The 23727-nt window shown below is 64.1% G+C and carries 23 protein-coding genes; 9 read left to right on the top strand and 14 right to left on the bottom strand.

Annotation, left to right across the window (positions count from 1 at the left end; translation table 11 throughout):
* Position 1: 1 nt before the first annotated feature.
* Entirely contained in the window at positions 2–1054 is a 1053-nt protein-coding gene (locus ACP156_RS10320; protein WP_425051237.1) for an ornithine cyclodeaminase, read from the top strand.
* Here ACP156_RS10320 and ACP156_RS10325 read toward each other — a convergent pair.
* Positions 1051–3618 carry a chemotaxis protein CheB gene (locus ACP156_RS10325; RefSeq protein WP_425051238.1) on the bottom strand — a complete coding sequence of 856 codons (2568 nt, stop codon included), beginning with the start codon at positions 3616–3618 and terminating at the stop codon, positions 1051–1053. The two genes, ACP156_RS10320 and ACP156_RS10325, sit on opposite strands and share 4 nt — an antisense overlap.
* Before the next feature lie 78 nt (positions 3619–3696).
* On the opposite strand from ACP156_RS10325, the gene ACP156_RS10330 reads away from it, so the two are divergent.
* Both ACP156_RS10330 and ACP156_RS10335 read left to right on the top strand, forming a co-directional pair.
* Positions 3697–4059: a response regulator gene (locus ACP156_RS10330; protein ID WP_425051239.1), complete on the top strand. Its 363-nt coding sequence runs from the start codon at positions 3697–3699 to the stop codon at positions 4057–4059.
* Positions 4060–4118: 59 nt separating this feature from the next.
* Positions 4119–6428 carry an ATP-binding protein gene (locus ACP156_RS10335; RefSeq protein WP_425051240.1) on the top strand — a complete coding sequence of 770 codons (2310 nt, stop codon included), beginning with the start codon at positions 4119–4121 and terminating at the stop codon, positions 6426–6428.
* Here ACP156_RS10335 and ACP156_RS10340 read toward each other — a convergent pair.
* The 5 genes from ACP156_RS10340 to ACP156_RS10360 form a co-directional block, all read right to left on the bottom strand.
* Positions 6422–8329 (bottom strand): putative bifunctional diguanylate cyclase/phosphodiesterase, encoded by a 1908-nt coding sequence (locus ACP156_RS10340; RefSeq protein WP_425051241.1) that lies wholly within the window; start codon positions 8327–8329, stop codon positions 6422–6424. The two genes, ACP156_RS10335 and ACP156_RS10340, sit on opposite strands and share 7 nt — an antisense overlap.
* Positions 8330–8424: 95 nt before the next feature.
* Entirely contained in the window at positions 8425–9522 is a 1098-nt protein-coding gene (gene modC, locus ACP156_RS10345) for a molybdenum ABC transporter ATP-binding protein (protein ID WP_425051242.1), read from the bottom strand.
* The gene (modB, locus tag ACP156_RS10350) at positions 9519–10211 is read right to left on the bottom strand and encodes a molybdate ABC transporter permease subunit (RefSeq protein ID WP_425051243.1); all 693 of its coding nucleotides are present in this window, start codon (positions 10209–10211) and stop codon (positions 9519–9521) included. Before modB ends, modC begins: the two co-directional genes overlap by 4 nt.
* 7 nt (positions 10212–10218) lie before the next feature.
* Positions 10219–10977, bottom strand: a complete 759-nt coding sequence (gene modA, locus ACP156_RS10355) for a molybdate ABC transporter substrate-binding protein (RefSeq protein ID WP_425051244.1) — start codon at positions 10975–10977, stop codon at positions 10219–10221.
* 65 nt (positions 10978–11042) lie between these two features.
* Positions 11043–11414: a winged helix-turn-helix domain-containing protein gene (locus ACP156_RS10360; protein WP_425051245.1), complete on the bottom strand. Its 372-nt coding sequence runs from the start codon at positions 11412–11414 to the stop codon at positions 11043–11045.
* Positions 11415–11576: 162 nt separating this feature from the next.
* Between ACP156_RS10360 and ACP156_RS10365 the strand changes: the two genes are divergently transcribed.
* A complete protein-coding gene (locus ACP156_RS10365) occupies positions 11577–12740 on the top strand; it encodes a PRC-barrel domain-containing protein (RefSeq protein ID WP_425051246.1) in 1164 nt (387 codons plus the stop codon).
* 170 nt (positions 12741–12910) lie between these two features.
* On the opposite strand, the gene ACP156_RS10370 is transcribed toward ACP156_RS10365, so the two are convergent.
* Genes ACP156_RS10370 through ACP156_RS10385 form a run of 4 tightly spaced genes read right to left on the bottom strand, consistent with a single transcriptional unit; the run spans position 12911 to position 17057 of the window.
* Positions 12911–14467 carry a phospholipase D family protein gene (locus tag ACP156_RS10370; protein ID WP_425051247.1) on the bottom strand — a complete coding sequence of 519 codons (1557 nt, stop codon included), beginning with the start codon at positions 14465–14467 and terminating at the stop codon, positions 12911–12913.
* Positions 14468–14495: 28 nt separating this feature from the next.
* Positions 14496–16241: a sensor histidine kinase gene (locus ACP156_RS10375; protein WP_425051248.1), complete on the bottom strand. Its 1746-nt coding sequence runs from the start codon at positions 16239–16241 to the stop codon at positions 14496–14498.
* Positions 16238–16816 (bottom strand): RNA polymerase sigma factor, encoded by a 579-nt coding sequence (locus ACP156_RS10380; protein ID WP_425051249.1) that lies wholly within the window; start codon positions 16814–16816, stop codon positions 16238–16240. The genes ACP156_RS10375 and ACP156_RS10380 overlap by 4 nt, the downstream gene beginning before the upstream one ends.
* Positions 16809–17057, bottom strand: coding sequence for a NepR family anti-sigma factor (locus tag ACP156_RS10385; protein WP_425051250.1), 249 nt, complete (start codon positions 17055–17057; stop codon positions 16809–16811). The genes ACP156_RS10380 and ACP156_RS10385 overlap by 8 nt, the downstream gene beginning before the upstream one ends.
* Before the next feature lie 26 nt (positions 17058–17083).
* Here ACP156_RS10385 and ACP156_RS10390 point away from each other — a divergent pair, with 26 nt between their 5' ends.
* Positions 17084–17893, top strand: coding sequence for a response regulator (locus tag ACP156_RS10390; protein WP_425051251.1), 810 nt, complete (start codon positions 17084–17086; stop codon positions 17891–17893).
* A gap of 114 nt (positions 17894–18007) precedes the next feature.
* Here the strand turns inward: ACP156_RS10390 and ACP156_RS10395 are convergent, their stop codons facing one another.
* Complete coding sequence (locus ACP156_RS10395) at positions 18008–18181, bottom strand: DUF1328 domain-containing protein (protein ID WP_275631842.1); 174 nt, start codon at positions 18179–18181, stop codon at positions 18008–18010.
* A gap of 172 nt (positions 18182–18353) precedes the next feature.
* On the opposite strand from ACP156_RS10395, the gene ACP156_RS10400 reads away from it, so the two are divergent.
* The 3 genes from ACP156_RS10400 to ACP156_RS10410 all read left to right on the top strand — a co-directional run bounded on the left by ACP156_RS10400 (position 18354) and on the right by ACP156_RS10410 (position 19641).
* Positions 18354–18719: a DUF883 family protein gene (locus ACP156_RS10400; protein WP_425051252.1), complete on the top strand. Its 366-nt coding sequence runs from the start codon at positions 18354–18356 to the stop codon at positions 18717–18719.
* 35 nt (positions 18720–18754) lie between these two features.
* On the top strand, positions 18755–19066 hold the full coding sequence (locus tag ACP156_RS10405) for a hypothetical protein (RefSeq protein ID WP_425051253.1): 312 nt from the start codon (positions 18755–18757) through the stop codon (positions 19064–19066).
* 140 nt (positions 19067–19206) lie between these two features.
* Positions 19207–19641, top strand: a complete 435-nt coding sequence (locus ACP156_RS10410; RefSeq protein ID WP_425051254.1) for a PRC-barrel domain-containing protein — start codon at positions 19207–19209, stop codon at positions 19639–19641.
* Here the strand turns inward: ACP156_RS10410 and ACP156_RS10415 are convergent, their stop codons facing one another.
* Positions 19642–20688 carry an AI-2E family transporter gene (locus tag ACP156_RS10415; protein ID WP_425051255.1) on the bottom strand — a complete coding sequence of 349 codons (1047 nt, stop codon included), beginning with the start codon at positions 20686–20688 and terminating at the stop codon, positions 19642–19644.
* A 109-nt stretch (positions 20689–20797) separates the two neighbouring features.
* On the bottom strand, positions 20798–20989 hold the full coding sequence (locus ACP156_RS10420) for a PLD nuclease N-terminal domain-containing protein (RefSeq protein WP_425051256.1): 192 nt from the start codon (positions 20987–20989) through the stop codon (positions 20798–20800).
* Between the two features lie 192 nt (positions 20990–21181).
* On the opposite strand from ACP156_RS10420, the gene ACP156_RS10425 reads away from it, so the two are divergent.
* A complete protein-coding gene (locus ACP156_RS10425) occupies positions 21182–21385 on the top strand; it encodes a hypothetical protein (protein WP_425051257.1) in 204 nt (67 codons plus the stop codon).
* 102 nt (positions 21386–21487) lie between these two features.
* On the opposite strand, the gene ACP156_RS10430 is transcribed toward ACP156_RS10425, so the two are convergent.
* Positions 21488–23647, bottom strand: a complete 2160-nt coding sequence (locus ACP156_RS10430) for an esterase-like activity of phytase family protein (protein ID WP_425051258.1) — start codon at positions 23645–23647, stop codon at positions 21488–21490.
* Positions 23648–23727 lie beyond the last annotated feature (80 nt).

Here is a 23727-nt window from a genome sequence, read left to right on the forward strand (position 1 = left end):
CATGGTGCCCGAACCCTCTGCGCTGGCCTACGTGCCCTTTGTTTCGGTCGAGAACATGATGCGGCTGGTGAACCAAACCGGGGTCGAGCCGTTCATCGCCGGGCTCGCGAAATACATCGAGGCGGACTTCAAACGGTGGCCCGAGTTCGACAAGACGCCCCGCGTCGCCAGCCATTCGACGGATGGCGTGATCGAGCTTATGCCGACCGCCGACGCCGAGAACTACGGCTTCAAATACGTGAACGGTCACCCCAAGAACATGCGCGAGGGATACCAGACCGTGACCGCTTTCGGGGTGCTTGCATCGGTCGCCACGGGCTATCCGCTGCTGCTGACGGAGATGACCGTTTTGACGGCACTTCGCACCGCCGCGACCTCGGCTCTGGCGGCGAAATACCTCGCTCCGGCCGAATCAGAGGTGATGGCGATGATCGGAAACGGGGCTCAGTGCGAGTTTCAGGCAATGGCGTTCCGGGCCATTTGCGGGATCACGAAGCTGCGGCTGTACGACGTGGACCACGCCGCGACCCAAAAGGCGGAACGCAACCTGATCGCCGAGGGGTTCGAGGTGGTCACCTGTACGACCCCGGAAGAGGCGGTCGAAGGGGCGCAGGTCATAACCACCTGCACCGCAGACAAGCAGTTCGCGACGATCCTGACCGACAACATGGTCGGCGCCGGGGTGCATGTGAACGCAATCGGCGGCGATTGCCCCGGCAAGACCGAACTGCACCGCGACATCCTTCTGCGGTCCGACATCTTCGTCGAGTACCCGCCGCAGACCCGGATCGAGGGCGAATGCCAGCAGTTGGACGAGGATCACCCGGTCAACGAGTTGTGGGAGGTCATCGCGGGCCAGCGCCCCGGACGCCGCGACCGGTCGCAGATTACGCTGTTCGACTCTGTGGGTTTCGCGATCGAGGATTTCTCGGCGCTTCGCTATGTCCGCGACGCGATCGAGGACACGCCCTATTTCGACCGGCTTGACCTGCTGGCCGACCCCGACGACCCGCGCGACCTGTTCGGCATGCTGCGCCGCGCGTCCGGCACCTAGCCCATCGCGGGACCGCGAAAGATCAGCACCGTGCCGGTATCCTTGCGGCGGGCCGCAGGGACGCCGCGCACGGTGATGAACAGCTCGCGCCCTTCGAAGTCGCCCGACAGCATCTGCTGGTCGCCGGTCTCGGTCACCTGTTCGGCAACGGCGCTGAGATCCGCGAACGACACGCGCGGTCCGATGACCGAAAGCCTGCGCGCGATGTCGTGGGTTTCCAGTTGGAACCGTTCGGCGATCAGCGCGCTATAGCGTTCGATCCTGCCGTCGGGCCCAAGAAAGATCACGCCGACCCCAAGAATACGCAGAACCAGTTCCGTGCTTTCGTTCAGGTCGGACAGCAGCGTGATCTTGCGTTCGTGCTCTGCGCTGACCGAGACGAGTTCCTCGTTCACCGCGTGCAGTTCCTCGTTCGCGCTTTGCAATTCTTCATTCGAGGCCTGCAGCTCTTCGTTGGATGCCTGCAACTCCTCGTTCGAGGCCTGCAACTCTTCTCCGCTGCTTTCCAGCCGCTCTGTCACGTGTTGAAGCGTCTCTTCCGTCAGCCGCAGATCGCGCTCCAGTTCCTGTATCCGGACGGTCAGAAGCGACCTGTCCTCGCCCCCGTCCTTGGCGATTTCAACCGCTGTTGCGATGGGACGCGGTGCGTCATCGGGGTGCAGGTCAAGCGTCACGAGCATCAAGGTGCCGCCAGCGGACCGGCCAAGGGACTCGATGCGAACGGTGCAATCCTGTGTCCGGTCGTGTCCACGGTCCAGAGACACCTTGCGGACATAGGCCTCTAGCTGACCCTGCCGCTGCCGTTCCATGGCGACATTGATCGGGAGATGCAGGTCGGGGTGTACGATGTCCTCGACCGTCCAGTCGGCAAGGTTGTTCATCGTGTCGATGACCGAAGACGCCGCGCCGAACCAGCCCAGGACGCGGCCGTCGCTGCCGATCAGGATCGAGGACGGCGCGTACCGCTTCAAAAGCGCGTCGTAGCCCCGGATCAGCAGGTCGCGATCGCGCAGTTCCGTGACTTCGCGCAGCATTGGCACGCGCGGGGGGCCGGCGTCGGCAGAGGGCACCGTGCTTGCCTGCGCCGCGCCACGGATCGGGGTCGTCAGCATGGAACGGTCGATGATTGTCCGGGCCGACGCCTTGCGAAACAGCCGCCAGCGGGCGTCTTCGACCTCGAACTCGCCTGCATATTTTCCCAGCGTTTCCGAAGGACCAAGGAACAGGTATCCGTCCCTCCGCAGCCCGAACAGGAACATCGAGATGACGCGGGCCTGCGGTTCGTCGTTCAGGTAGATTAGCATGTTTCGGCACGACACCAGATCCAGATGCATGAACGGCGGGTCCGACAGAACGTCGTGGACAGAGAATATGATCTTCTGGCGGAGGGCCGGGTCGACGATGCGCTGACCGCGGTGTTTCAGGAAATACCTCGACCTCAGCGGTTCAGGGATCTTCGCCAGCGCTTCGTCGCTGTAGACGCCGGCCGATGCGATATCGACCGAGCGGCGGTGTACGTCGGTGGCGATGATCCTGAAGCGGCGGGTCTGACCCGTCTCGCGCAGCGCCTCGGTCATCTCGATCCCGATGGTATAGGCCTCTTCCCCGCTCGCGCAGCCGGGCACCCAGATCCGCAGCGGCGTCGTCTCGTCGCCCTTGCGCACAAGCGTGGAAATCGCGGTCTCGCGCAGAAGGCGGATGGCATCCGGGTCGCGATAGAACTGGGTCACGCCGATCAGAAGGTCTTGGTACAACTCGTCCAACGCGGCTGGGCTGTCCGTCAGAAGGGCAAGATATTCCTCCGTGCTTGGCACCCCGCGAAGCTGTTGCCGCCGCTCGATCCGGCGCTGGACGTTCACCGGTTTGTAGGCTGAAAAATCCACGTGATGCTGATCTTCTAGCAACCGCAGGATTTGGGCGGACGCGGTGTCGCTGCCGCTGGCATCGCCGGCGGCGCCAAGCTTTCCGGTGGCGAACACGTCCCGGATGGCGCTTGGCATGTCCGAAGCGACCATCACGCGGTCCACCGCGCCCGTCGCCAGGACGGACCGGGGCATCGACGCAAAGGCGGCCTCGGCCGGCGACTGAACAAGCACGACGCCGCCGTTCCGGTGCAACGCATCGGCACCGCGCGCACCGTCGCTGCCGGACCCCGACAGGATAACCGCCACGGTCCTCTTCGGGTTGCGCCTGCTGACCGAGTTCAGAAAGGCGTCGATGGGCGTGTGCGGCAGCGCGTCCCCGGACTGATATTCGCGCGTCCGGAAGACTTCGCCATCCAGTTCCGCGATCGTGTTGGGCCGGTTCAGGAAGATCGTGTCCGGCTCTAGCGCCGCGCCATCCTCGATATGCCGGATGCGAAGTCGCGACTTGCGGCCCAGAAGCTCGTCCATCATCGACCGGTAATCCGGCGACAGATGCTGCACCACGACATAACACCAGCCCGCCGCAACAGGCGCATTCTCGAAGAAACGTTCAAGTGGCTCCAGCCCGCCTGCGGATGCCCCTATTGATACGAGGGGCAGTGTCTCTGAATGAGACGTCAGAGGAACTTCTTCCTCCAAGTATGCAGACTCCGTTGCGACCGGGTGCGTATTATTGGTACCATAAGTTTATGGCTTTTCAATGTGAGGGAGGCTCTGTTGGCGAAGATTCTTATCGCCGATGATGATCGCGATTACTTAACGGCATTTAGTGAGGGGATGGAATCGCTCGGTCATGTTGTTACTTGTTCAGCGAGTGGTGAAGATGTGAGCCGTTTTTTGGAAGAAGACGCCTTCGACATAATCTTTCTCGACGTCGTAATGCCGGGCGGCGGCGCAATATCTTTGGTGCATAGCGTCAGGCAACACGACAGCAGCGTTCCGGTGGTCGTGATCACTGGCCGGCCCGAATTGATCAGTTCGCCGCTGTTCCGTGAAGGCATGCGACAGGCACAGGCGAAGGTACACAAGACAGCCACTTTGCAAGAGCTCGATGCGCTGGTCCGGCGGTTGACGGGATGAGCCGGGCGCGGTCTCCATACGCGGCAGTTCGGGCCCCGCGCAGCAACAGGCGGGTCTAGATGGACGTCGCGCTGCCCGCCGCCCGCGCCGACACCCGCCGTCTTGCGGCGATCTGCGCGTCAGCGGTCATCGTCATCACGCTGGTGGTGCTGGTGGTGGGCTGGGGCATGGGGAACTCGATCGTGGTGCGCCTGCACCCGACGTTCCCGGCGATGGTTCCGGGCACTGCGGTCTCTTTGCTGCTTCTGGCCGTCGCGCAGCTTCTTGTGTTGCGACCGACAGAGCCCGCGGCCCGCACCGCGCGGATGCTTCAGATTGCTGTCGCTGGCTTCGCCTTGGTGAAACTGGCGCTTCATTTCGAAGAGCACGCCCGGTTGCCGGATGTGGCGGACCGCATGGCGTTCGCCACGCTGATCGGTCTTCCCCTTGTCGCGGCCTCCGGTCTTTGCGCCACGGCGTCCAATGCGGCGTGGCGCAGACATGCAACGATCCTTGCCAGCGCCGGGGTCGTCATGTGCACGATCGCGCTTGTCGGCTACCTGTTCGACCCGGCGGCTGTCAGGGGCATCGCCGTTTTTCTTGGCCTTGCAATTCCCACGGCGTTCTCGCTGCTGCTTCTGTTTACGGCCGTCCTGCTGTTCAACGCGTCAGGGAGTTGGGTCTCTGCCCTGACCTCTGACGGCGCGCCGTCAGAGGCGGCGCGCGCCGCGCTTCCCTTGGCCGTCGCCGCGCCGATCCTTCTTTGCTATCTCGCGCTGCTGTCGACCGAGGTTGGGATCATCAATCCGAATGTACGGCTGAGTACGCTTGCTGTCCTGCTGGCCGCGCTGTCGGTCGCGGTGGTGGTCCGGACCGCGCGCTTCAATGCCGAGGCACAGCAACGAAGTGCGGACGAGCAGGCCCGTCTGACCCGCATCTTCGACGGTCTCGCGGCAAGCGTTTTCGTCGTCGACGACAAGGGGACGGTCCTTTTGACGAATGACGCGGCACGGAAGATGGCGGGCAAGGGGGTGGTGGCGGAGGACTGGCTTCGCTCTGCGCCGTTTCACACGCTGGATGACCGCAGCGCGCTGGAGGGCGATCTGCATCCGGTGCGTCAGGCGCTGGACGCCCGAGGTGGACCAGAGCTTTTTGCGGGCTGGTTCGGGCCGGGCGGGTCCGAGCACGCGCTTCGGTTCTCGGCGACGAGATTGCCTGCGGATGGCGTCACGTTGATTGCCGTCAGCGACGAGACGCAAAGTTGGATGCTGCGAGAAACTCTGGGCCGGACCGAGCGGCTGGACGCGATCGGGCAACTGTCGGGCGGCATCTCGCATGAGCTTGCCAACATCCTTGGGGTCATCCGTCTGTCCAGCGACACGGCGCTTCTTGGCGACAACGTCGACGGCATGCGCCGCCAGCTGGAAGCGGTTCGCAAGGCCTGCAGTCGGGGCGCAGACCTGACAGAGCGGCTGCTGCATCTGTCGCGAGAGCCCAGCTATTCCGAAACCGCAGTCGATGCGGCGGAAATTGCCCGAAGTGCCGTCTTGCTTGCGAGCGGGTCGATGGCGGATCGGGTGGAACTTGTCGCGAAGCTGGACGACGTGCCGCCGTGCCCTGTCGCGGTATCCGGCGGCGATCTGGAAAGCGCCGTGCTGAACCTGATCCTGAACGCACGTAACGCGGTCGAAGAGGGCGGCGCGCCGGGCCGCATCGAGATCGAGGTGTCGGCGGGCGCGGACGAGGTCGCGATCATCGTTCGCGACACAGGGGTGGGCATGTCGCATGATATCCAGCGCAAGGCACGAGAGCCGTTCTACACCACCCGGCGGGCGAAGGGTGGCTCTGGGCTGGGATTGTCCATGGTCGACAACCTCGCGCGCCGGGTCGGCGGACGGCTTGATATCCGGTCCGCGCCCGGCGAGGGGACCGAGATCAAGATGGTGCTGCCCCGGTCCGGCGAAGCCCAGGCGTCAGAGCAGGACAAGGACGCGGACACACTGGCGGGGCTGACCGGTATCCGGGTGCTACTGGTGGAGGACGACCAATCATTTGCCGAAGCGATGGTGGGCACGCTGGAGCTTCTGGGGGTCGTGCCCTGGGTGGCGCAGGACGCATCGCAGGCGCTGAAAATGTTGGAAGACCGCGGTGCGCCGGACATCCTGCTGACCGACATCGCGCTTCCCGGCGGCATCTATGGCGACCAACTGGCCGTCGAGGCGGTGGCGCGCCATCCGGAGCTGCGGGTGATTTTCATGTCGGGGAACGCGGCATTGCTGAACCAGGCCGACCGCGAGGTTCCCGGCATCCGCCTGCGCAAGCCGGTCTCGTTGAAGGGACTTGCGAATGCGATCCGGCTTACGATGTCGGGGCGGCTAGACCCTCACTGACCGGGAGGCGCCGCCCGGCCAAACGGGCCGAAACACCGGCTGGCGTGCTTGGCGCTCATCGGTTCGGAAAACAGATATCCCTGACCTTTGCGGCATCCGCCCGCCTTCAGTTTTTCGACCTGCGCCGGCAGTTCCACCCCCTCGGCGACGACGTCGAAACCGAACTGGTGCGCGATGGTCAGTATCGCGTCGACGATTGCACCATTGCGCGGGTTCAGATGCAGGTCGCGCACGAAGGACTGGTCGATCTTCAGCAGGTCGATGGGCCAGTCGCTTAGATGACGCAACCCGCCATAGCCGGTGCCGAAGTCGTCCAGCGCCACCTTGGCCCCCCGGGTGCGCAATTCGCCCAAGGACCGGAACGCCTGTCCCTTGCGCTCGCCCAGCACCACGCCCTCGGTCACTTCGATCACGATGTGGTTCCAGTCGACATGCCGGTCGGCGAGATGGGTTTGAAGCTCGAACACGAACTCGGGGTTCATCAGGTCGAACGAGGTGACGTTCAACGCCAGCGTGGGCCGGTCGCCGGACGCCGAGGCCGGGAAGGTTGCCGCGTACCAGTCCAATGCGCGCTGGACGATGCAGCGCGTCAGCGTTTCGGCGCAGGTGTGGTCTTTCAGAACCGGCGCGAAAGCCTGCGGCCGCAGCAGGCCGCGCGTGCGTTCGTCCCAGCGCGCCAGCGCCTCATAGCCCACGCAGACCCCGGTCTCGAGATCGACGATGGGCTGGAAATAGGGCAGCACCTGCCCGTGCCGGACCGCGCGCAGGAACAACGGTCCCATCGCGCGCGCGTTGAACATATCGTGCTTCTCGGGGGTGAAGATGCGGTGCGTGCTGCGGCCAAGATCCTTGGCGGCGTACAGCGCGGTATCCGCCAGTTCGAACAGCGTGTCGAACTCTGTCGCCTGCTCGGGGTAGGTCGCCGCGCCCATGCTGACCCGGCCAAGGTCGGGTTTGCCGAGAAAGGCGGTGGTGCGCTGCACCGCGCTGCGGCAGCGCGACAGAAGCGATTCCAGATAGCTGGTGCCTTTCGTGGGGATCGACAGGAAAATGCCGAACTCGTCGCCGCCCAGCCGCCCGATGATCGCGGTTTCCGGAAAAGCCGACAGGATCGCCTGCGCGATGGCTTTCAGATACGCGTCGCCGAACCTGTGGCCGTACAGATCGTTGATGCTTTTGAAGTGGTCGATGTCGAGGATGATCAGCGCCGCGCTGCCGGTGGCATGGGCCAGCATCCGCTCTGCCTTTTCCTGAAACGAGGCAGAGTTCTCCAGCTTCGTCAGCGGATCGATCTGCGCCAGCCGGTGCAGTTGCGACGCCTGCCTGTTCATCGCGACATAATCTACTTCCAGCGCCACCCGCCGCGTTCCGGCGGACAAAAGGCTTTCGACCAGCCTGCCGATCATCGTGCTGATGCGGACCTGCCGAGAGTCGTCCCAGTTCTCGGGCGCGAAGGTCAGGCCCAGAACGCCAAGGTCCTGCGAGTCCTCGTCGTGCAGCGACATCGCGAACAGTACGAGGTCTTCGCCATCCACGGACAACCGTCGCACGGCGCTTCGCTCGGCGCGCGGCTCCAGCCCGGCACGACCGCCACCCAAGAGAGAGAGTGCGGCGTACAGAACAGTCTCGCGTCGTCCGGCGCCGGGGCAGGACTGCGCAGACGGGGCCGCACCAAGTCCCATGTGTAGCGCGGTGTCCAAGGCCACCACGCAGTCGCGCACATCCAGCCCCGCCAGCACGGCGTCGCGGACAAGCCGCTGCATCCTGTCCAGTTCAGCGCTGACGAAGGCGCGGCGATCGACGGCTTCAAGATCGGTGGGGTCCGATCCCGCAGGGGCGGCGTCCCGAGGGTACAGGGTGCCGGGGGACCTGCTTGCACTGCCGTCGATCGCGTCCTGCATCCCGCCTCCGTCCGTGGCCGCGGCAAAGCCGCATCGACCGACGGGCGCAAGAATTGCGCAACCTTCGTTAACAAATGATTAACGCGGGTTTCCGGTCAGAGGTCTGTCAGCACGTCCGCAACGTTTGCCTTTGAGATCGACACCGCCTTGAGAAGGGCGAACACGCTGTCGCCGGTGGTTAGACCCAGCGCCTCGACCGACCGCCGGGTGATCCGGGCCAGCAGCATGTTCTCACCCGCGCGAAGCTGCACCAGCGCGCCCGGTCCGCCGCCCAGCCGGATGCCGGTAATCGTACAAGGCAGGATGTTCAGGGCCGAGATGTCGGTGGGCCGGCTGCGTGACAGCATCACGTCATGCGCCGCGATCTGCACCCGCACCCGCGCGCCATCGGGCTGTCCGACGTCCGGCAGGAACAGGCGCAGACCGCTTGCGTCCAGTTCGCTGATGCCGTCCGGGTGAGTCCGCACCACGCGCGTTTCCAAAACCGCCCCGGCGGCCCGCGCGCCCAGCGGAGTGACGGCCGGGTCGCTCAGTACCTCGCCCGCAGGCCCCTGTCGCAGCACCTTGCCGTTGTCGATCGCGACGACGGTGGTCGCCAGCCGCGCCACCTCGGACGCCGAGTGGGTGACGTACAGCATCGGGATCGACAACTCGTCCCGGAGCCACTCGAAGTAAGGCATCACCTCGGCCTTGCGCGCCTCGTCCAGCGAGGACAGGGGCTCGTCCGCAAGGATCAGTCCCGGCGCTGACAGCAGCGCGCGGCCGATGGCGACGCGCTGCCGTTCGCCGCCCGACAGGGTGGCCGGACGACGGTCGAGCAGGGCCGAGATACCCAGCAGGCCAATGATCCGGTCGGGATCGGGCCGGGTGACTCCGGCTGGGGCAAGGCGGTGGCCGTACATCAGGTTGCGGCGCACGGTCATGTGCGGGAACAGGCGCGGCTCTTGGAAAATATAGCCCAGCCTGCGCCGCTGCGGCGGCAGGTTGGTGCCGCTGGCGGTGTCGCACAGCACCCGTCCGTCGATGGCGATCCGGGCCTCGTCCGGTTTCAGCAAACCGGCGACGGCGTTCACGATCGTCGTCTTGCCGGCGCCGCTGCGCCCGAACAGCACGGTGATGCCCGGCGGCGCCTCGAACGCGACATCCAGCCTGCGTTCGGCGAAGCGGTGCCGCATCCGGACCGACAGCGTCATCGGCCACCCACCCGCCGCGCCACCGCGCGGCTGACGTATTCGGACAACAGCAGCGCCAGCATCGCCACGGCGACCGAGACGGTCACCAGCTTCAGCGCGGCGTCTTCTTTCCCCGGCACCTGCAGGAAGGCGTAGATCGCCGAGGGGATCGTCTGCGTCTGGCCGGGGATATTCGACACGAAGGTGATCGTCGCCCCGAACTCTCCCATCGCCTTGGCGAAGGCCAGCACCGCGCCCGCCACGATGCCCGGCAGGATCAGCGGCAAGGTCACGGTGGCGAAGATCCGGATGCGCGTCGCGCCCAGCGTCGCCGCGGCTTCCTCGAGCTTGGGATCCACCGCCTCGACCGACAACCGGATCGCGCGGACCATCAACGGGAAGGCCATGATCGCGGCGGCCAAGGCGGCGCCGGTCCAGCGGAAGGCAAAGGTGATGCCGATGGCGTCCAAAGGTCCGCCCAGCGGACCGCGGGTGCCGAAAGTCAGCAGCAGAAGATAGCCGGTCACGACCGGCGGCAGGATCAGCGGCAGGTGTACCAGCCCGTTCAGAAGCTGCTTGCCGGGGAAGGACCAGCGCGCCAAGGCAAAGGCGCAAAGCAGGCCGAATGGCAGGCTGGCCAGCGTGGCCCAAAGCGAAACGCGCAGCGACAAGGCCACCGCCTGCCATTCCTCTGGGCCAAGCCAGTCCACCGCGCCGCTACTCCAGAACCTCGAAACCCATGCGGGCGAACACCTCTGCCGCAGGTGGCGAGGCGAGGTAGTCGAGGAACGGGCCGTTCAATGGGTTGTCGCTGTCTGCCACGGCGCCGGCGGGGTAGACGATGGCGGGATGGCTGTCGGGCGGGAAGGTCGCGACCGCGGACACGTTCGGTTCGGCGGCGGCGTCGGTGGCATAGACCACGCCCAAGGGTGCCTCGCCCAACGCGACCAGCGCCAGCGCCGCGCGTACGTTGTCTGTCTGAACGACGCTGTCCGCCACGCTGTCCCACAGGCCCAGCGAGGTCAGCGCCGCCTTTCCGTAGATCCCGGCCGGCACCGCCTCGACCAGCGCCATGGCCAGCCGCCCCCCGTCCAGCAGGGCGGGAAGATCGGTGTCAGGCGATAGCTCGATCGGTGCGGCCCCTGCGCCCGAGGCGATCAGGACCAGCGAGTTGCCAAGCAGGTCGCGGCGGCTGCCTGCGTCGATCAGGCCCTCGTCCTCCAGTGCGTCCATCCATGCGAGGTTGGCCGACAGGAACAGGTCCGCCGGCGCGCCGTTCTGGATCTGCCGTGCCAGCGCGGAAGACCCCGCGAACGAGATGACAACCTCGTGGCCTGCCTCTGCCTCGTAGTCCCCGGCGATTTCGGTCAGGGCGTCGCGCAGGCTGGCGGCGGCGAAGACAAGCACGCTGTCGGCCAGCGCCGGAACCGGCGCAGCGAGGGCGGACAGGAACAGAAGATTTCTGACAAGCTTCATCGAACGACCGGCGCCTTGATGCAGATGCTTCAAGGTATCGGGGTGCAAGGCCGGGATCGCAAGCGTTATTTCTTGTCAGACATATCGCCCAGCAAGGCCGACAAGGCGGCGATCTCCGCCGCGCCCTCGCGCCGGGAGATTTCTTCCAGCCGCCGGTAGCGTTCCAGCACCTCGGACCCCAGTTCCGTCAGCTGCGCGCCGCCGCCCTTGGTGCCGCCTCGGGTGCGTTCGACCAGCGGTTCGCGGAACGTGGCGTTCATCGTTTCAACCAATGTCCACGCGCGTTTATAGCTCATCTTCATGTCCCGCCCGGCCGCCGAGATCGAGCCGGTGCGCGCAATGCCATCCAGCAGATCGGCCTTGCCGGGCCCCAGCATCCCGCCGCCCGGAAACATCAGGCGCAGGCGCAGGCGGGTGTCGGTGGCATCGCGTGTCATGTCCGGATTTTCGACGTTGGCACGGGGACCTGCAAGGACCAGTGCGCGGGCAGATGCGCAAAAATGAGTCAGAATATTCGGAACAAGTTTTCGCGACTGACGTTCAGTTCCCGAAGGCAGTGCGGAGACCGCACCAGCCAAAACGACTTAGGGAGACTACTAATGCGTAAGCTTCTCATGACGACCGCCGTCGCCGTTGCGATGGCCACGCCCGGCATGGCCGCGACCCAAACCGAAGGCTTCATGACCCAGTCCGAAGCCGGTGATTTCTACGGCAGTGAACTGATCGGCAAGCGTCTTTACGTGTCCGAGGCCGAGGTGGATGCCGAAGCCGACTGGACCGAAGAACAGCGTGCCGAGTGGGACGATGTGGGCGAGATCAACGACATCATCATCGGCGACGACGGCGAAGTGAAAGCCGTTCTGCTGGACATCGGCGGCTTCCTTGGCATCGGCGAAAAGACCGTTGCCGTTGATATGAGCCAGCTGAAGTTCGTGACCGAAACGGCGGACGCCGAGGATTACTTCATCGTGATCCAGGGCAGCGAAGCGATGCTCGAGTCGGCACCTCAGTTCGATATGGCCGCCGTGTCGCCGGAAGGCGCGATCGACGAGACCATGGCGACCGAAGAGACTGCCGAGGCCGACATGGCCGACGCAGAGATGACGCCGGAAGACGAGATGGCGGAAGCCGAAGCGACCATGGAAAACGCCGCTGACGAAGCTGGCGAAGAAATGGCCGAAGCAGGCAACGAGATCGAGAACGCTGCCGAAGAGGCCGGTGACGAACTTGCCGAAGCTGGCAACGCCGTCGAGAATGCCGCCGAGAACGCTGCGGACGAAGCTGGCGAAGAGCTGGCCGAAGCTGGCAACGCGGTCGAGAACGCTGCCGAAAACGCCGAAGCCGAAGTGTCTGAAGAGATGGCCGAAGCTGACGCCGAAATGACCGACGAAGCGATGCCGGCAGAAGAAGAAATGGCCGAAACCGATGGCACCGCCGGCGGCTGGGCGACCCCGGAAGTCGAGCGTGACGGTTACGAGACCGTGCAGATGGTCGACCTGACCGCCGAAATGCTGCAGGGAACCTATGTCTACGGCGCTGACGAAGAGAACGTTGGCGAAATCGCTGACCTCGTCATGACCGAAGATGGTCAGGTCGAAGCCGCGCTGATCGACGTGGGTGGCTTCCTGGGTATCGGTGAGCACCGCATCGAAGTCGACTTCGAAGAACTGCAGGTGCTGCGCGAGCAGGAAGGCAATGGCGTCGAGGTGCATATCTCTGCCACGAAGGACCAGCTGAAAGAGCGTCCGGCCTACGACGGCTGATACGTCTCTCACCAAACAATCAGGGCCGCAGCAGTGCTGCGGCCCTTTTTCGTGCGTCGGTCATCCGAAGCCCGGACATCTTATTGCGGCGCGCACTCTCGCCGCGCCGGATGGCGTGAGGGTTCGTGGTGGTCAGAGGTGTGCGTGGTGGCGCGCGAGCGGACTGATCGTCAGACCATTTCCTCGGGCACGCCGGGAAGCGGCATCGCCGAATTCTCGGCGGCTTTCCGGTCGTAGGGCACAAGAAAGCCGCGCCGTTCCTCGGGCGGGTGCATCGCGTTGTGATAGATGACCGACCGCATTTCCTCGAACGCGGTTTCCAACCGGAACGCCGCTTCCGAGGCATCGTCCGGCAGCCAGTGGCGCAACAGCGCCTCGCGCATCATCGTGACGTCCTCGGGTTCGCGGAACGCCAGTCCGGCCTCGGTGTCCCAGCGCATCGACCGTCCGTTAAGGTTGGCCGACGACACGACGGCAAGCTCGTCGTCGAACACCGACGCCTTGGCGTGCAGATAGATGATCGGTGCGCCGTTCAGGCTGGCGCGCTCGGCGTCGATGTCGATGCCGTTGGTCCGCCGGGGCTGCGCCGGGCTTGCGATCAGAAGCCGCTTGCCGAACGCACGGCGGATCGAGCGGATACAGCGCGATTGCAGGAAATCACCGAACCGGCCATCCAGCTTCGGGTTCTCTTCGAACGCAACCGTATCGGGCGCGCCGGGCAGGATCAGGATCATCCGAAGCTTGGGATTTGCGCGGGCCCGGCGGGCAATCGCGCGTGCCAGCCGCCGGTCGCGGAAGAACTGCGTTTCGATATAGATCAGGCCACGCGCCTCGGCGGTCGCGCGGTGGTGGATGTCCGACAGTTCCTGAACCAGAGTCTTCGGCGACAGTGTCCAAGGTTTCTCGTGGCTCTGGTCGCACGACAAAGTCCGCAGCAGGCCCGGCGTGTCGATCACCTCGTGATGGCCGGCGGCAGTCTGGTTGTACGTCTCGATATGCCGCCGGGCGGCCAGCGCGGTCTCGGGATCCTCCACCAGCACCTGAACGTCGTGCCACGTCTCTTGCGCGGCTTGCTCGTGCTGCTTGGTGTCCCAGCGCCGCTCGTTCAGATCCAGCCCGCCGATGTACAGCCAACGGTCGTCGAAGCTTGCTAGCTTCTGGTGGTGAGAGGCGGGGAAGGCCAGCAGCGGCCGGCCTTTGAACTTTGCGCGCAGATAGGCGACGCCGGGCACATATTTCAGCGCGCGCCGCTTGTGCGATGCTTCGTTGCCTTCGTCCTTCTGCACGATCTGCCGCATCTTCCCGGCGACGATCGGCCAGAAGAAAATGCGCGAGATACGCCCGATCTTGGCGGGGTGAATATCCGCATGCAGCGTCAGGCGCCCGGCAGCTTCGGGAGAAATCATCTCGCGCATGCCGCACAACACGCGGACACAGTGCCAGCACAGCTTGTGCAGCGGCGTCGCGGCCACCGGATCGAAATCCGATACATGAAGCTCGATGTTCACCCCGCGCTCCAGCGCGTCGGCAAGCAGGTCGACCCATGTGTCGCCGACCTTGCGCGCTTCGGGCGAACGCAACTTGGTGCGCGGATCGAAGATGCGGAAGCCCATCGTGATCGACTTTTCCGCCGCAAGCACGCGCCGCTCGAACTCTGGATACGCCTCTTCGGCGGTGATCAGGATTTTCGGGCGTGCGGTGACCGGCTGAAGGGACGCATCTGACATATGGGCTTCGGTCCCTTCGCGGATCGGATCAAGTGGACCACGCGAGTTCCGTGGGCACATCGGTTTCATCGAAATCGGCAACCGGGAAACGCAGCACAGAGCAGAACTGTTCCGCGGTGCTTTCGTTTGTCGCATTACCTTCAAGCTGGTGCGCGAAGGCCGTTACCAGAGCCATGCCCAACCCGCTGCCTTGTGGGGCGTCCGCATGCTCGGACTGCCCGGCAAGGCTGTTGCAGATCATGACCTCTGCGTCGTCCGCACCGTCGCGGCGCAGGTGAACGGTCAGAACCGGCTTCTCGCCGTCGGGCGCGCCCAGATGCTTCAGCGCGTTGGTCAGCAACTCGGTGACGGCCAGCGAAAGCGGCACGGCCTGATCGGGATAGACGACGATTTCGTCGTAACTTTCCTCGAAGGTGATCGAGCTTTCATCGTCGATCGCGCTGCGCACCGTGTGGCCGACAATGGCCTTCAGCAACTCGCCGGCATGGACACGCTCGGCGGTCGAGGTCTCGTACAGTTCCTGATGTACGCGGGCGATGCCCATGACGCGCTGACGGATGTCGGTCAGGGCGTTGCGCACCTCGGGGTCGCGGGCCTTGCGGACCTTCATGTTCAGGATCGACACGATGAGCTGCAGGTTGTTCTTCACCCGGTGGTGGACTTCCTTCAGCAGAACCGTGCGCTGGTGGATGGTGTCGTAAAGCTCTGCCTCGTCGTGCAGGACGTTCTCGGCCAGCCGCATCCATGTGTCTTCCATGTCCCGCAGCTCGCGCGGGGTGGCGGCCTCGTGCTTTGGCTCGGAGATCCGGCGCGACCGCATGAACTGCAGCATCCGGGCGCGCAGGTTGCGGGTCGGGCGGATCACCATACGCTGCACGGCGAAGAAGGCGACGCCCAGACAGACCAGCCACATCGCGACGGGGAACAGCATGGACGAAGTGACGGACAGCCCCTCGATGAAATCGTTGCGGCTGTGTTCCCAGCTTCCCAGCGCATAGACCTGACCGGGGACAACCGGGATCACCGCGAAGACCCGAAGCAGCCCGTCACGGGTCTGGTCGATGAAGGCGCCTTCCTTGCTATAGCGAAGCTCGGCAAGGTCATAGTGCTGCGGCAGGTGCGGCTCGACATCGTCCAGCCCGCGGCTGGAGGTCAGAACCTCTGCGTCGTTGTTATAGGTGATCAGGTCCAGCGGGCGGTCGGCGGACACCTGATCCAGCGGGCGGAACAGCTTGCCGTGCGGCAGCGACACCACGACGTAGCCATTGTACAGACCGTCTTCGATGACTGGCACGGCGATCAGCACGACCGATGTGCGGCTGACCAGCGCGTCGCGGACCACGGTGATGCGGGTGCGCGGATCCTCGGTCATGTCGCGATAGATCTTGCGGTCGCTGGCGTTTTCACCCTGACCGCCCGAGGCACAGGCGATGGTGCCGTCCAGCGCGATGTAACCCGCGAACGAAAAGCCGTCGGACTGCTCGATGAAGCGCTTCAGCTGCCTTTCGCAGTCCCAACCCGTTTCGCGCAGCTGCGGGATCATCGACGCCAGCATGCTGGCCGCGCCGATGCCGGTACGGATGAACGACGCCTCAGGCGCCGCCGCTTCCGCGGTCAGCGCCATAAGGTTCGTTTCCGCCTTGCGGTCAGCCTGACTGAGAAGCTGGAAGGTGGTGGCAACCGAAATAAGGCCGATGGGAAGCAACGCGAGCGCAAGCAGCGCCGCGATCCTGAACGTCAGCGACTGACTTGCTTCCCGGATTCGCGTGATCAAGCGATGTTCTTCCTCGGCTGGAGGCTGCCGGTCACAACCGCCAGCGTCGCGCTGTCGGTCATCTCAAGCGCCTCGTCCTCGCGGATGCCAAGCAGCTCGACCAGCTTGGCCCGCCCACGGTTCACACGGCTTTTGATCGTGCCGATGGCCACTTCGCAGGTTTCCGCGGCTTCCTCGTAGGACATGCCCGACGCCCCGACCAGGATCAGCGCCTCGCGCTGTTCGACCGGCAGACGGGTGAACACCTTTTCGAAATCCGCCATCGCAAGCCGTCCGTCGTGCTGCGGTTTCTCCGACAGGGTCGCCGCCATGGCGCCATCGCTGTCGGAAACCTCGCGCTTGGACTTGCGAAGGTTGGAATAGAAGGTGTTGCGGAGGATGGTGAACAGCCAAGCGCGAAGGTTGGTGCCTTCCTTGAACTTGTCGAAATTCTTCCACGCCTTGACGATCGTGTCCTGTACCAGATCGTCCGCGCTGGCGGAATCTCGCGTCAAGCTGACGGCAAAGGCCCGCATCGCGGGAAGATGCTCAACGACCTCTTCGCGCGGGTCGCCCGCCGCACGGCCATCAGTCATCTTGCGTGTCCTGCTCCTTGAGCTGCTGCAATAGCGCCGCGAACCGATCGGGAACCTGTTCCTGCTCGGTCCTTTGAAAGACCTTGCGGAGGTTCTCGTCGATCTGCTGCTCCAGGTGGGTTTGGTCCCGTTCTTGATCCATATTCTTTCCTGTGCCGAGGCTTCGGTTTTTGTTCCCTGTAGCTTGCACTTTTTTCGACTCGGTGCGGAACCAAACGCGCGTTGCCGCGTTCGGTTCCATGAAAAATGCAAAAAACAGGACGGACAATGGCAAAGGACGAAAGCGACTATCTGTCGGTGAAGGTTGCGGGACTGCTTCCTTATCTCCGGCGGTACGCCCGTGCGCTGACGGGGAGCCAGACGACAGGTGACAGCTATGCGGCCGCGACGCTTGAGGCGCTTCTTGCGGACCGCTCTGTGTTCGACCAGGGCTACTCTGACAAAGTCGCCCTTTTCCGCGCGTTCCACATCATCTGGAGCAGCGCCGGCGCCCCGGTCGAGGGCGAGGACGAAGGCATCGCCAAACGCGCGCAGCGCCATCTGTCCCGCCTGACCAAGAACACCCGCGAGGCGCTTCTGCTGCGCACGGTCGAGGAATTTTCGGTTCAGGAAATCGCCGAGGTGATGGAACTGGACCCCGAGGACGTGGCGCATCTGATCGACGTCGCCCGCCGCGAGATGGAAGAAGCGGTCAAAGGCCGTGTCATGGTCATCGAGGACGAGGCGATCATCGCGATGGACCTGCAGGACATCGTCGCCGAGATGGGTCACGCCATCACCGGCGTCGCACGGACCGCCTCCGGCGCGGTAAGCCTTGCCGCGAAGGAAAAGCCCGACCTGATCCTGTCGGATATCCAACTGGCCGACGGATCGTCGGGCATCGACGCGGTGAACGAGATCCTTTCTGCGGCAAGCGATATTCCGGTGATCTTCATCACGGCGTTCCCCGAGCGCCTGCTGACGGGCGAACGCCCGGAACCGGCCTTCGTGATCACCAAGCCCTATTCCGAGGAACAGGTCCGCTCGGCCATCAGCCAGGCGATGTTCTTCGCCAGCACGGAAACGCTGCACGCCTGATCCGCATCGGTGTGACGCAAACGAAAAGGCCGCCCGACGCATCGGGCGGCCTTTCTTGTTGTCTGCCGTGGTACGCGGAGCGGGGTTTCCCACCGCTCCGCGACCGGCTCCATCTTACACTGGCGGCTTGCCTTGGACCGCGCGGGCGATAAGCGCGACCACGAACAAGACCAGGAAGATGAAGAACAGAATTTGTGCGATCCCGGCCGACGCCGAAGCAACGCCGCCAAAGCCGAAGACGGCTGCGATCAGCGCGATAACCAGGAATGTAAGTGCCCAACCAAGCATGTTGAGACCCTCCTTGAGTTTGGGTTCACCGCGTCGTCGTGACGCGTGATTTGGAATACAAACGCTTGGCCCCCGCCCCGGTTCCCGCTAATTTTTAAAGGCAGACCGGGAACATTTCTTCGACACCGCGCGTTTCACGGGCAACCGCACACGCGAGTGAAGGAGACGAAAGATGGCTACTGCCACGCCCAAGTCGAACGGAAACGGAAAAGCGAGCAACCAGGTCGAGACCATGGCGAAACCTACCGACGTCGACGAACTGAAAGCGCAGATCGAGGTTCTGAAAAAGGACATCTCTGCTTTGACCGGAACCATGAAGGACATCGGCAAAACCCGCGCCGAGGCGCTGAAGACGGCTGCAAGCGATCAGGCGACCGAATGGAAGCTTCAGGGCGAAGCCGCGGTGGACCACGCCCGGCTGAAGGGCCAAAACGCCTATGCGCAGGCGGAACAGTCGATCCGTGAAAACCCCGCCATGGCCGTCGGCATCGCCGCGGGCGTCGGCTTTCTGACCGGCCTTCTGCTGCGCCGCAAATGATGCTGCCCGGCGGACTGAACTATACCGCAAGAACAATGGCCCTGCGCTCTGCGCTGGGCCTTTTCGGTGCGGTCATGCTGCTGGTCGGGATCGGCTTTCTGACGGCGGCCGGATGGATCGGGCTGAGGCTGGTGGCGACGCCGCTGGACGCGGCCCTGATCATCGGCGGCTCTTTCGCGGGCCTTGGTATTCTGGTGCTGCTGATCGCACGCATCGCCCGCCCGCGCCGCCCCGTGGTCGCGCCGCCCGCGATGACGACGCAATGCGCGCAGGTGCAGGCCTTCGCAACGATCGCCGCTGCCTTCGTGCAAGGGGTCGGGGCCGGGATTGCCGCTCGACGCAAATAAGAAATTTCAAAAGTCATTGAAATATGATGCCGGCAGAGGGTCCCTCTCTGCCGGTTTTTCTTTAAGCCATTGGATATCGGAACTTTTTGCTCCGCTCGCGTGTTTTATCCACAACAGGACGAAACAAGAGAGCAGAAAAAATGCTGACACGCGCTTTCATCCTTGCCTCTGCGGTAATGGTTCAGGCCCCGGCCGTGATCGACGACTCGGTCGAGCCGGAACTGGTGCCCGCCGCTGCAAGCACCACCGCTATTCCCGAGATCGAATTCCTGCCCGAGACGGCGCTGACCTTCACCGGTCTGGACGTCGATGCGCTGATGCGCGCGGCGGTGATCGACCGCAACGACCGCGTGGTCGGATCGGTGGCCGAGCTGATGGTCAGCGGCACGGGGCGGATCACCGACGCCGTCGTCCGGCTGACGGGCGGCCCACTGAGCCTGACGAGTGAAAAGGTCGTCATCGGTTTCGACGATCTGAAGGTCGAGGATGCGGGCGACGCCGGGGTCGAGGCCTACGTTGTACACGCAGCCCTCGACAAGGCGAGCATTGACGCGATGCCGCGGTTCAATCCCTGATTATGCCGCCTTGGCGGCGTCGGCCTGTACCTTGCTGGGCGCGACGCCCGATGCGTTGTTGATCACCAGGATCCAGACCAGAATGGGGATTGCGACGATGCCGCCGATAGGTCCCCACAGGAAAATCCCGAAGACCACCGCCAGAAACACCACAAGCGGGTTCAGCGACAACTGGCGGCCGACCGCTGTGGGGGTTACGAACTGCGCTTCGATGAAGTTCAGCCCGACATAGCAGGCCGCCGGCAGCAATGCCTGTATCCCGTCGAAGGATGCGATACCCGCGTACAGCATCGCCACGAAGAACGCCGCCGGCCCGAGGTACAGAACGAAGTTGCACAGGAAGGCGACAAGGCCCCAGACCGGAGCGCCCGTGACGCCTAGCTGGGTCAGCGCGCCGAATACCGCCAATCCGAGGCCGGCGTTGATGACTGCGACCGTCAGGAAATAGCGCGACACCCGTTTTTCCGCTTCCAGCAAGCGCTGAAGCATCAGGGACCGATCAACATTCCACGGGATGTGGCGTGCGACCCAGCGATAGACATCGACCCGCGTGGCGAGAAAGAAGAACAGCGTACCGGCGAAAATCGCGGTCTGCGCAAGGATCGACGGGGCAAGCCAGACCACATCCGTCACCGAAGGCACCGCCGCATCGGCGGAAACGCCGCCGCCATCGTCCTCGCTTTCGGCTGGCGCCGGCGCGGGTTCGGGTACGGGTTCGGGGGTGTTCGAGCCGGTCAGATCCAAAGGCGACGGGGCGTCCTCGTCCTCCACGCCCTTCATGGCGTTGGCGACTTCTTCGGACATCTCATCGATCCCGCGCACCATTTCGCGCAAGTCCCGCACGGTGGATTCCACATCGGCCACCACCTTGGGCGCCTGCTCGATCAGGCGCATGGCGACAGGTTGCAGAAGGAAGATCGTCGCGCCCACGGCGGCAAGCGCGACCAGAAGGTTCAGGATCGCGCCGATCTTGTGGGGGATGCCGATCCGTTCCCAGGACACCGCAAGCGGCGACAGCACGATTCCCGTCACCAAAGCCAGCGTCATGGGTGCAAGAATGGATTCCGCCGATCGCAGAATGGCGCCGGTGGCAAGAATGCCAACGGCGCCGGCGGATAACATTATGATTGTCGGGAGCCTTTGGCCGGTCTTCTCGTCAGGCATGTCGCGCGCTACCGCGCGGGCCGAACAGCAGCCAGATGATGAAGCCCAGAAGCGGGAACACGATCACCGCCAGAGACCACAGAACTTTTTTCCCGGTAGAGGCGTTCGACGACACGATCGACACCAGCGCGTAGATGTCCAGCGCCAGAAGGATCAGCCCGCCGATTCCGGAAAGCTCGAACATGCTTAATTGCCCCATCATACAACTCCGCGTAATTCCAGTTCCGGGGTCAACGCCGCAGGTCCGCGTCTGGTTCCGTTGCCGCGGCGCAGAATTAATCGTGCAGTTGCCGCATTTGCACCACAATTACGCTATGTGCGCCTTTACCGAATCGTATCCACGGGTCATAAATCCTTCATGCTTATGGGGAGCGATATGGCAGATACAGCCAGGATGGGGTTGGCCCGCAGGATCAACGATCTTTCGGCCACCGAACTGCACGAGTTCGTGCAACATCGACTGAACTCGCGTGAGCTGCACCTAATTGTCCGGCAACTGAACGACATCGTAATGTCGAAGGCACCCGGTCAATCCGGCGTGGCGCGTAAGGCGCTCGACCGGCTTGGTTTCGTAGACTAAGCCGGCCACCTGCGTAAAGAAAAGCCGCCGCGCGATGGGGGTCGCGCGGCGGCATTCTTTTTTGGCGGAAGGCTCCGGGGCGGACCCGAAGCCGACCTTTCCTTACATATCCATGTCGACCTTGAAGAACAGCGTCTCGCCAGAGCTGTCGTCGACGCCGTCATTGTCGGTGGCGGCATAGGCGTTGCCCTCCGCGTCGATGGTGAAGCCCTCGATCTTGTCGACGACGAAACCGTTCAACGCCTGCAGGTCCGGCAGGAAGTCGTGCACCAGCGTCTTGGTCACGACCGGAAGCTCCTCGGTCAGCGCCACCGGCTCGAGATCCGACAGCGGCACCGAGTACAGCGCCTTGATCGCGGCATTCGCACCGATCTGGTTGTCGCGCTCGATGATGTAGACCACGTCGCCACCGGCGTAGGTGATGTCCGACAGGCCGACCCAGCCGCTTTCGACAGCTTCGGTCGGGTAGGCGACGCCGCCCCATTCCTTCGCTTCCAGATCGTAGGACAGCAGTTTCACCTGGTTCGCGGGATCGTCGTCGAAGCCACGCTGGATCGCGACCCACAGAACGTCGCCGATACGGGTCACGCCTTCGGCGGCCCAGCGGCGTTCCACGGCCATGATCTCTTTCGGGAAGGGGATCACTTCCTCGATCTCGCCATCGTCGGCGATGTGATAGATCGCATGCAGGATGCCACGGTCCAGACGGCCCTCGGAGGCGACGTAGAAGCTGCCGTCCTCGTTGGCGAACACGCCCTCAAGGTCGAAGCCCTGCGCCGGAACGCCTTCGCGGGTGATGACCGTCTTTTCGGTGATCAGCGCCGGGGTCTGCGTTGCGTCGATGGTGAAGATCGACGGCTGCATGCCGTAGAAGCTGTCCGACACGGCGTACAGTTTGCCGGCTTCGGACGGGTCGGCGGCAAGGCCCGACAGCGCGCCCCAGCCGATCGGGGTGTCACCGTCCATCGTCGACTTGATCTGCGGATAGGCGGCGGGACCGTCCCCCAGTTCGTACAGCATCACGTGCGCACGCACGCCGCCATCGGGGCCAAGGTCGGCCTCGTTCGCGGTGACCAGCAGGCCACGCGACGGGATCGCATAGGCGCCTTCCGGGCCGATGCCCGACGGCAGAAGCTGGATGAACTCGGGATCGGCGCCGGTGTCCTTGTAGACGCCGACCAGCGAAGCGCGTTCCAGCAGCAGGAAGATGTAGGTGTCGTCACCGAAGAAGCCGACTTCCATCCCCTCGGGCTCGACGCCCTTGTTGCCGGACCGGTCTTCCGGGTAGTGGCCCGCCATCACGGCTTCGTACTCGATGCCGGTGTAATTCTCGTACAGTTCGGTGCCATCCTTGTTGAAGATGGTGAAGCCGCGCGCGCCGCCGTTCCAGTCGCCTTCGTTGGCGATGACGATGCGGTCGTTGTCCAGCCACTGAACCGCGTCGGGCTCGCGCAGGCGGCCCGGCTGGCTGTCGGTGAAGACCAGCGCGCCTTCCTCTTCGGTGTCGATGCCTTCCAGGTCGACCGCACCGGCAGAGAAGTGGCTGGCGATGGTGCCGTCCGAGTTGATGATGACGATGTGGTTGTTTTCCTGCATCGTCACGGCGATCTGGCCGGCCTCGTTCACGTCGACGAATTCGGGCTCGGGATCTTCCGGGGCGATGTCGGCGATGCCGGTCACGTCCACGGTGATGATGCCGTCGCAGTTCATCGCGCCATCGGCGACGGGAACGATCTGCACCGCACCGGCGGGCATCTGCGGCAGGCCGCCGTCGCCAAGGTCTTCATCACGCTCGTTCTCGATGGCGATCACGACAAAGGATCCGTCCTTCGCGGGCGCGGTCGAGTCGGGCTGGCCGGCCAGCACGCATTCGCCGGTGATCTCGCCGGTCGCGGTGTCGATCGAGATCATCTTGCCCGAAGGATCGGTATAGCTTTCCGAGGTGTTCACCCCGGCGAAGGCGGTCGAGCCGATGACGGATACCGCGGTCGGCTCGCCGTCCACCTCGATCACGCCCTTGCCCTTCGGCGCGGCGGGGTCGGTGATGTCGATCATGCCGATGACGCCCAGCGGGCTGTCCGAGTAGACCAGCGTCATGCCGTCCTCGGTCGCCGCGATGATCTCGGGCGAAGTTTCGGTGTCGGCATCGGCGCCCGAGTTCTCGGACACCGGGTAGCTGGCGATGCGGTTGAAGACCTGAGCCTCGGCGCCGCCCGCGATCAGCGCGAGCGAGGAGGCTGCAAGGAGCAGTCTGCTAAGCATGGATTGTCCCCTTATTGGCAATATGCCGGGTCGGGCTAGCGCCGCGAGATGACAGCGGGGTGACAGCTGTATGACAGTGG

The sequence above is a fragment of the Psychromarinibacter sp. S121 genome, assembly GCF_049801035.1.
Classification (GTDB): domain Bacteria; phylum Pseudomonadota; class Alphaproteobacteria; order Rhodobacterales; family Rhodobacteraceae; genus Psychromarinibacter.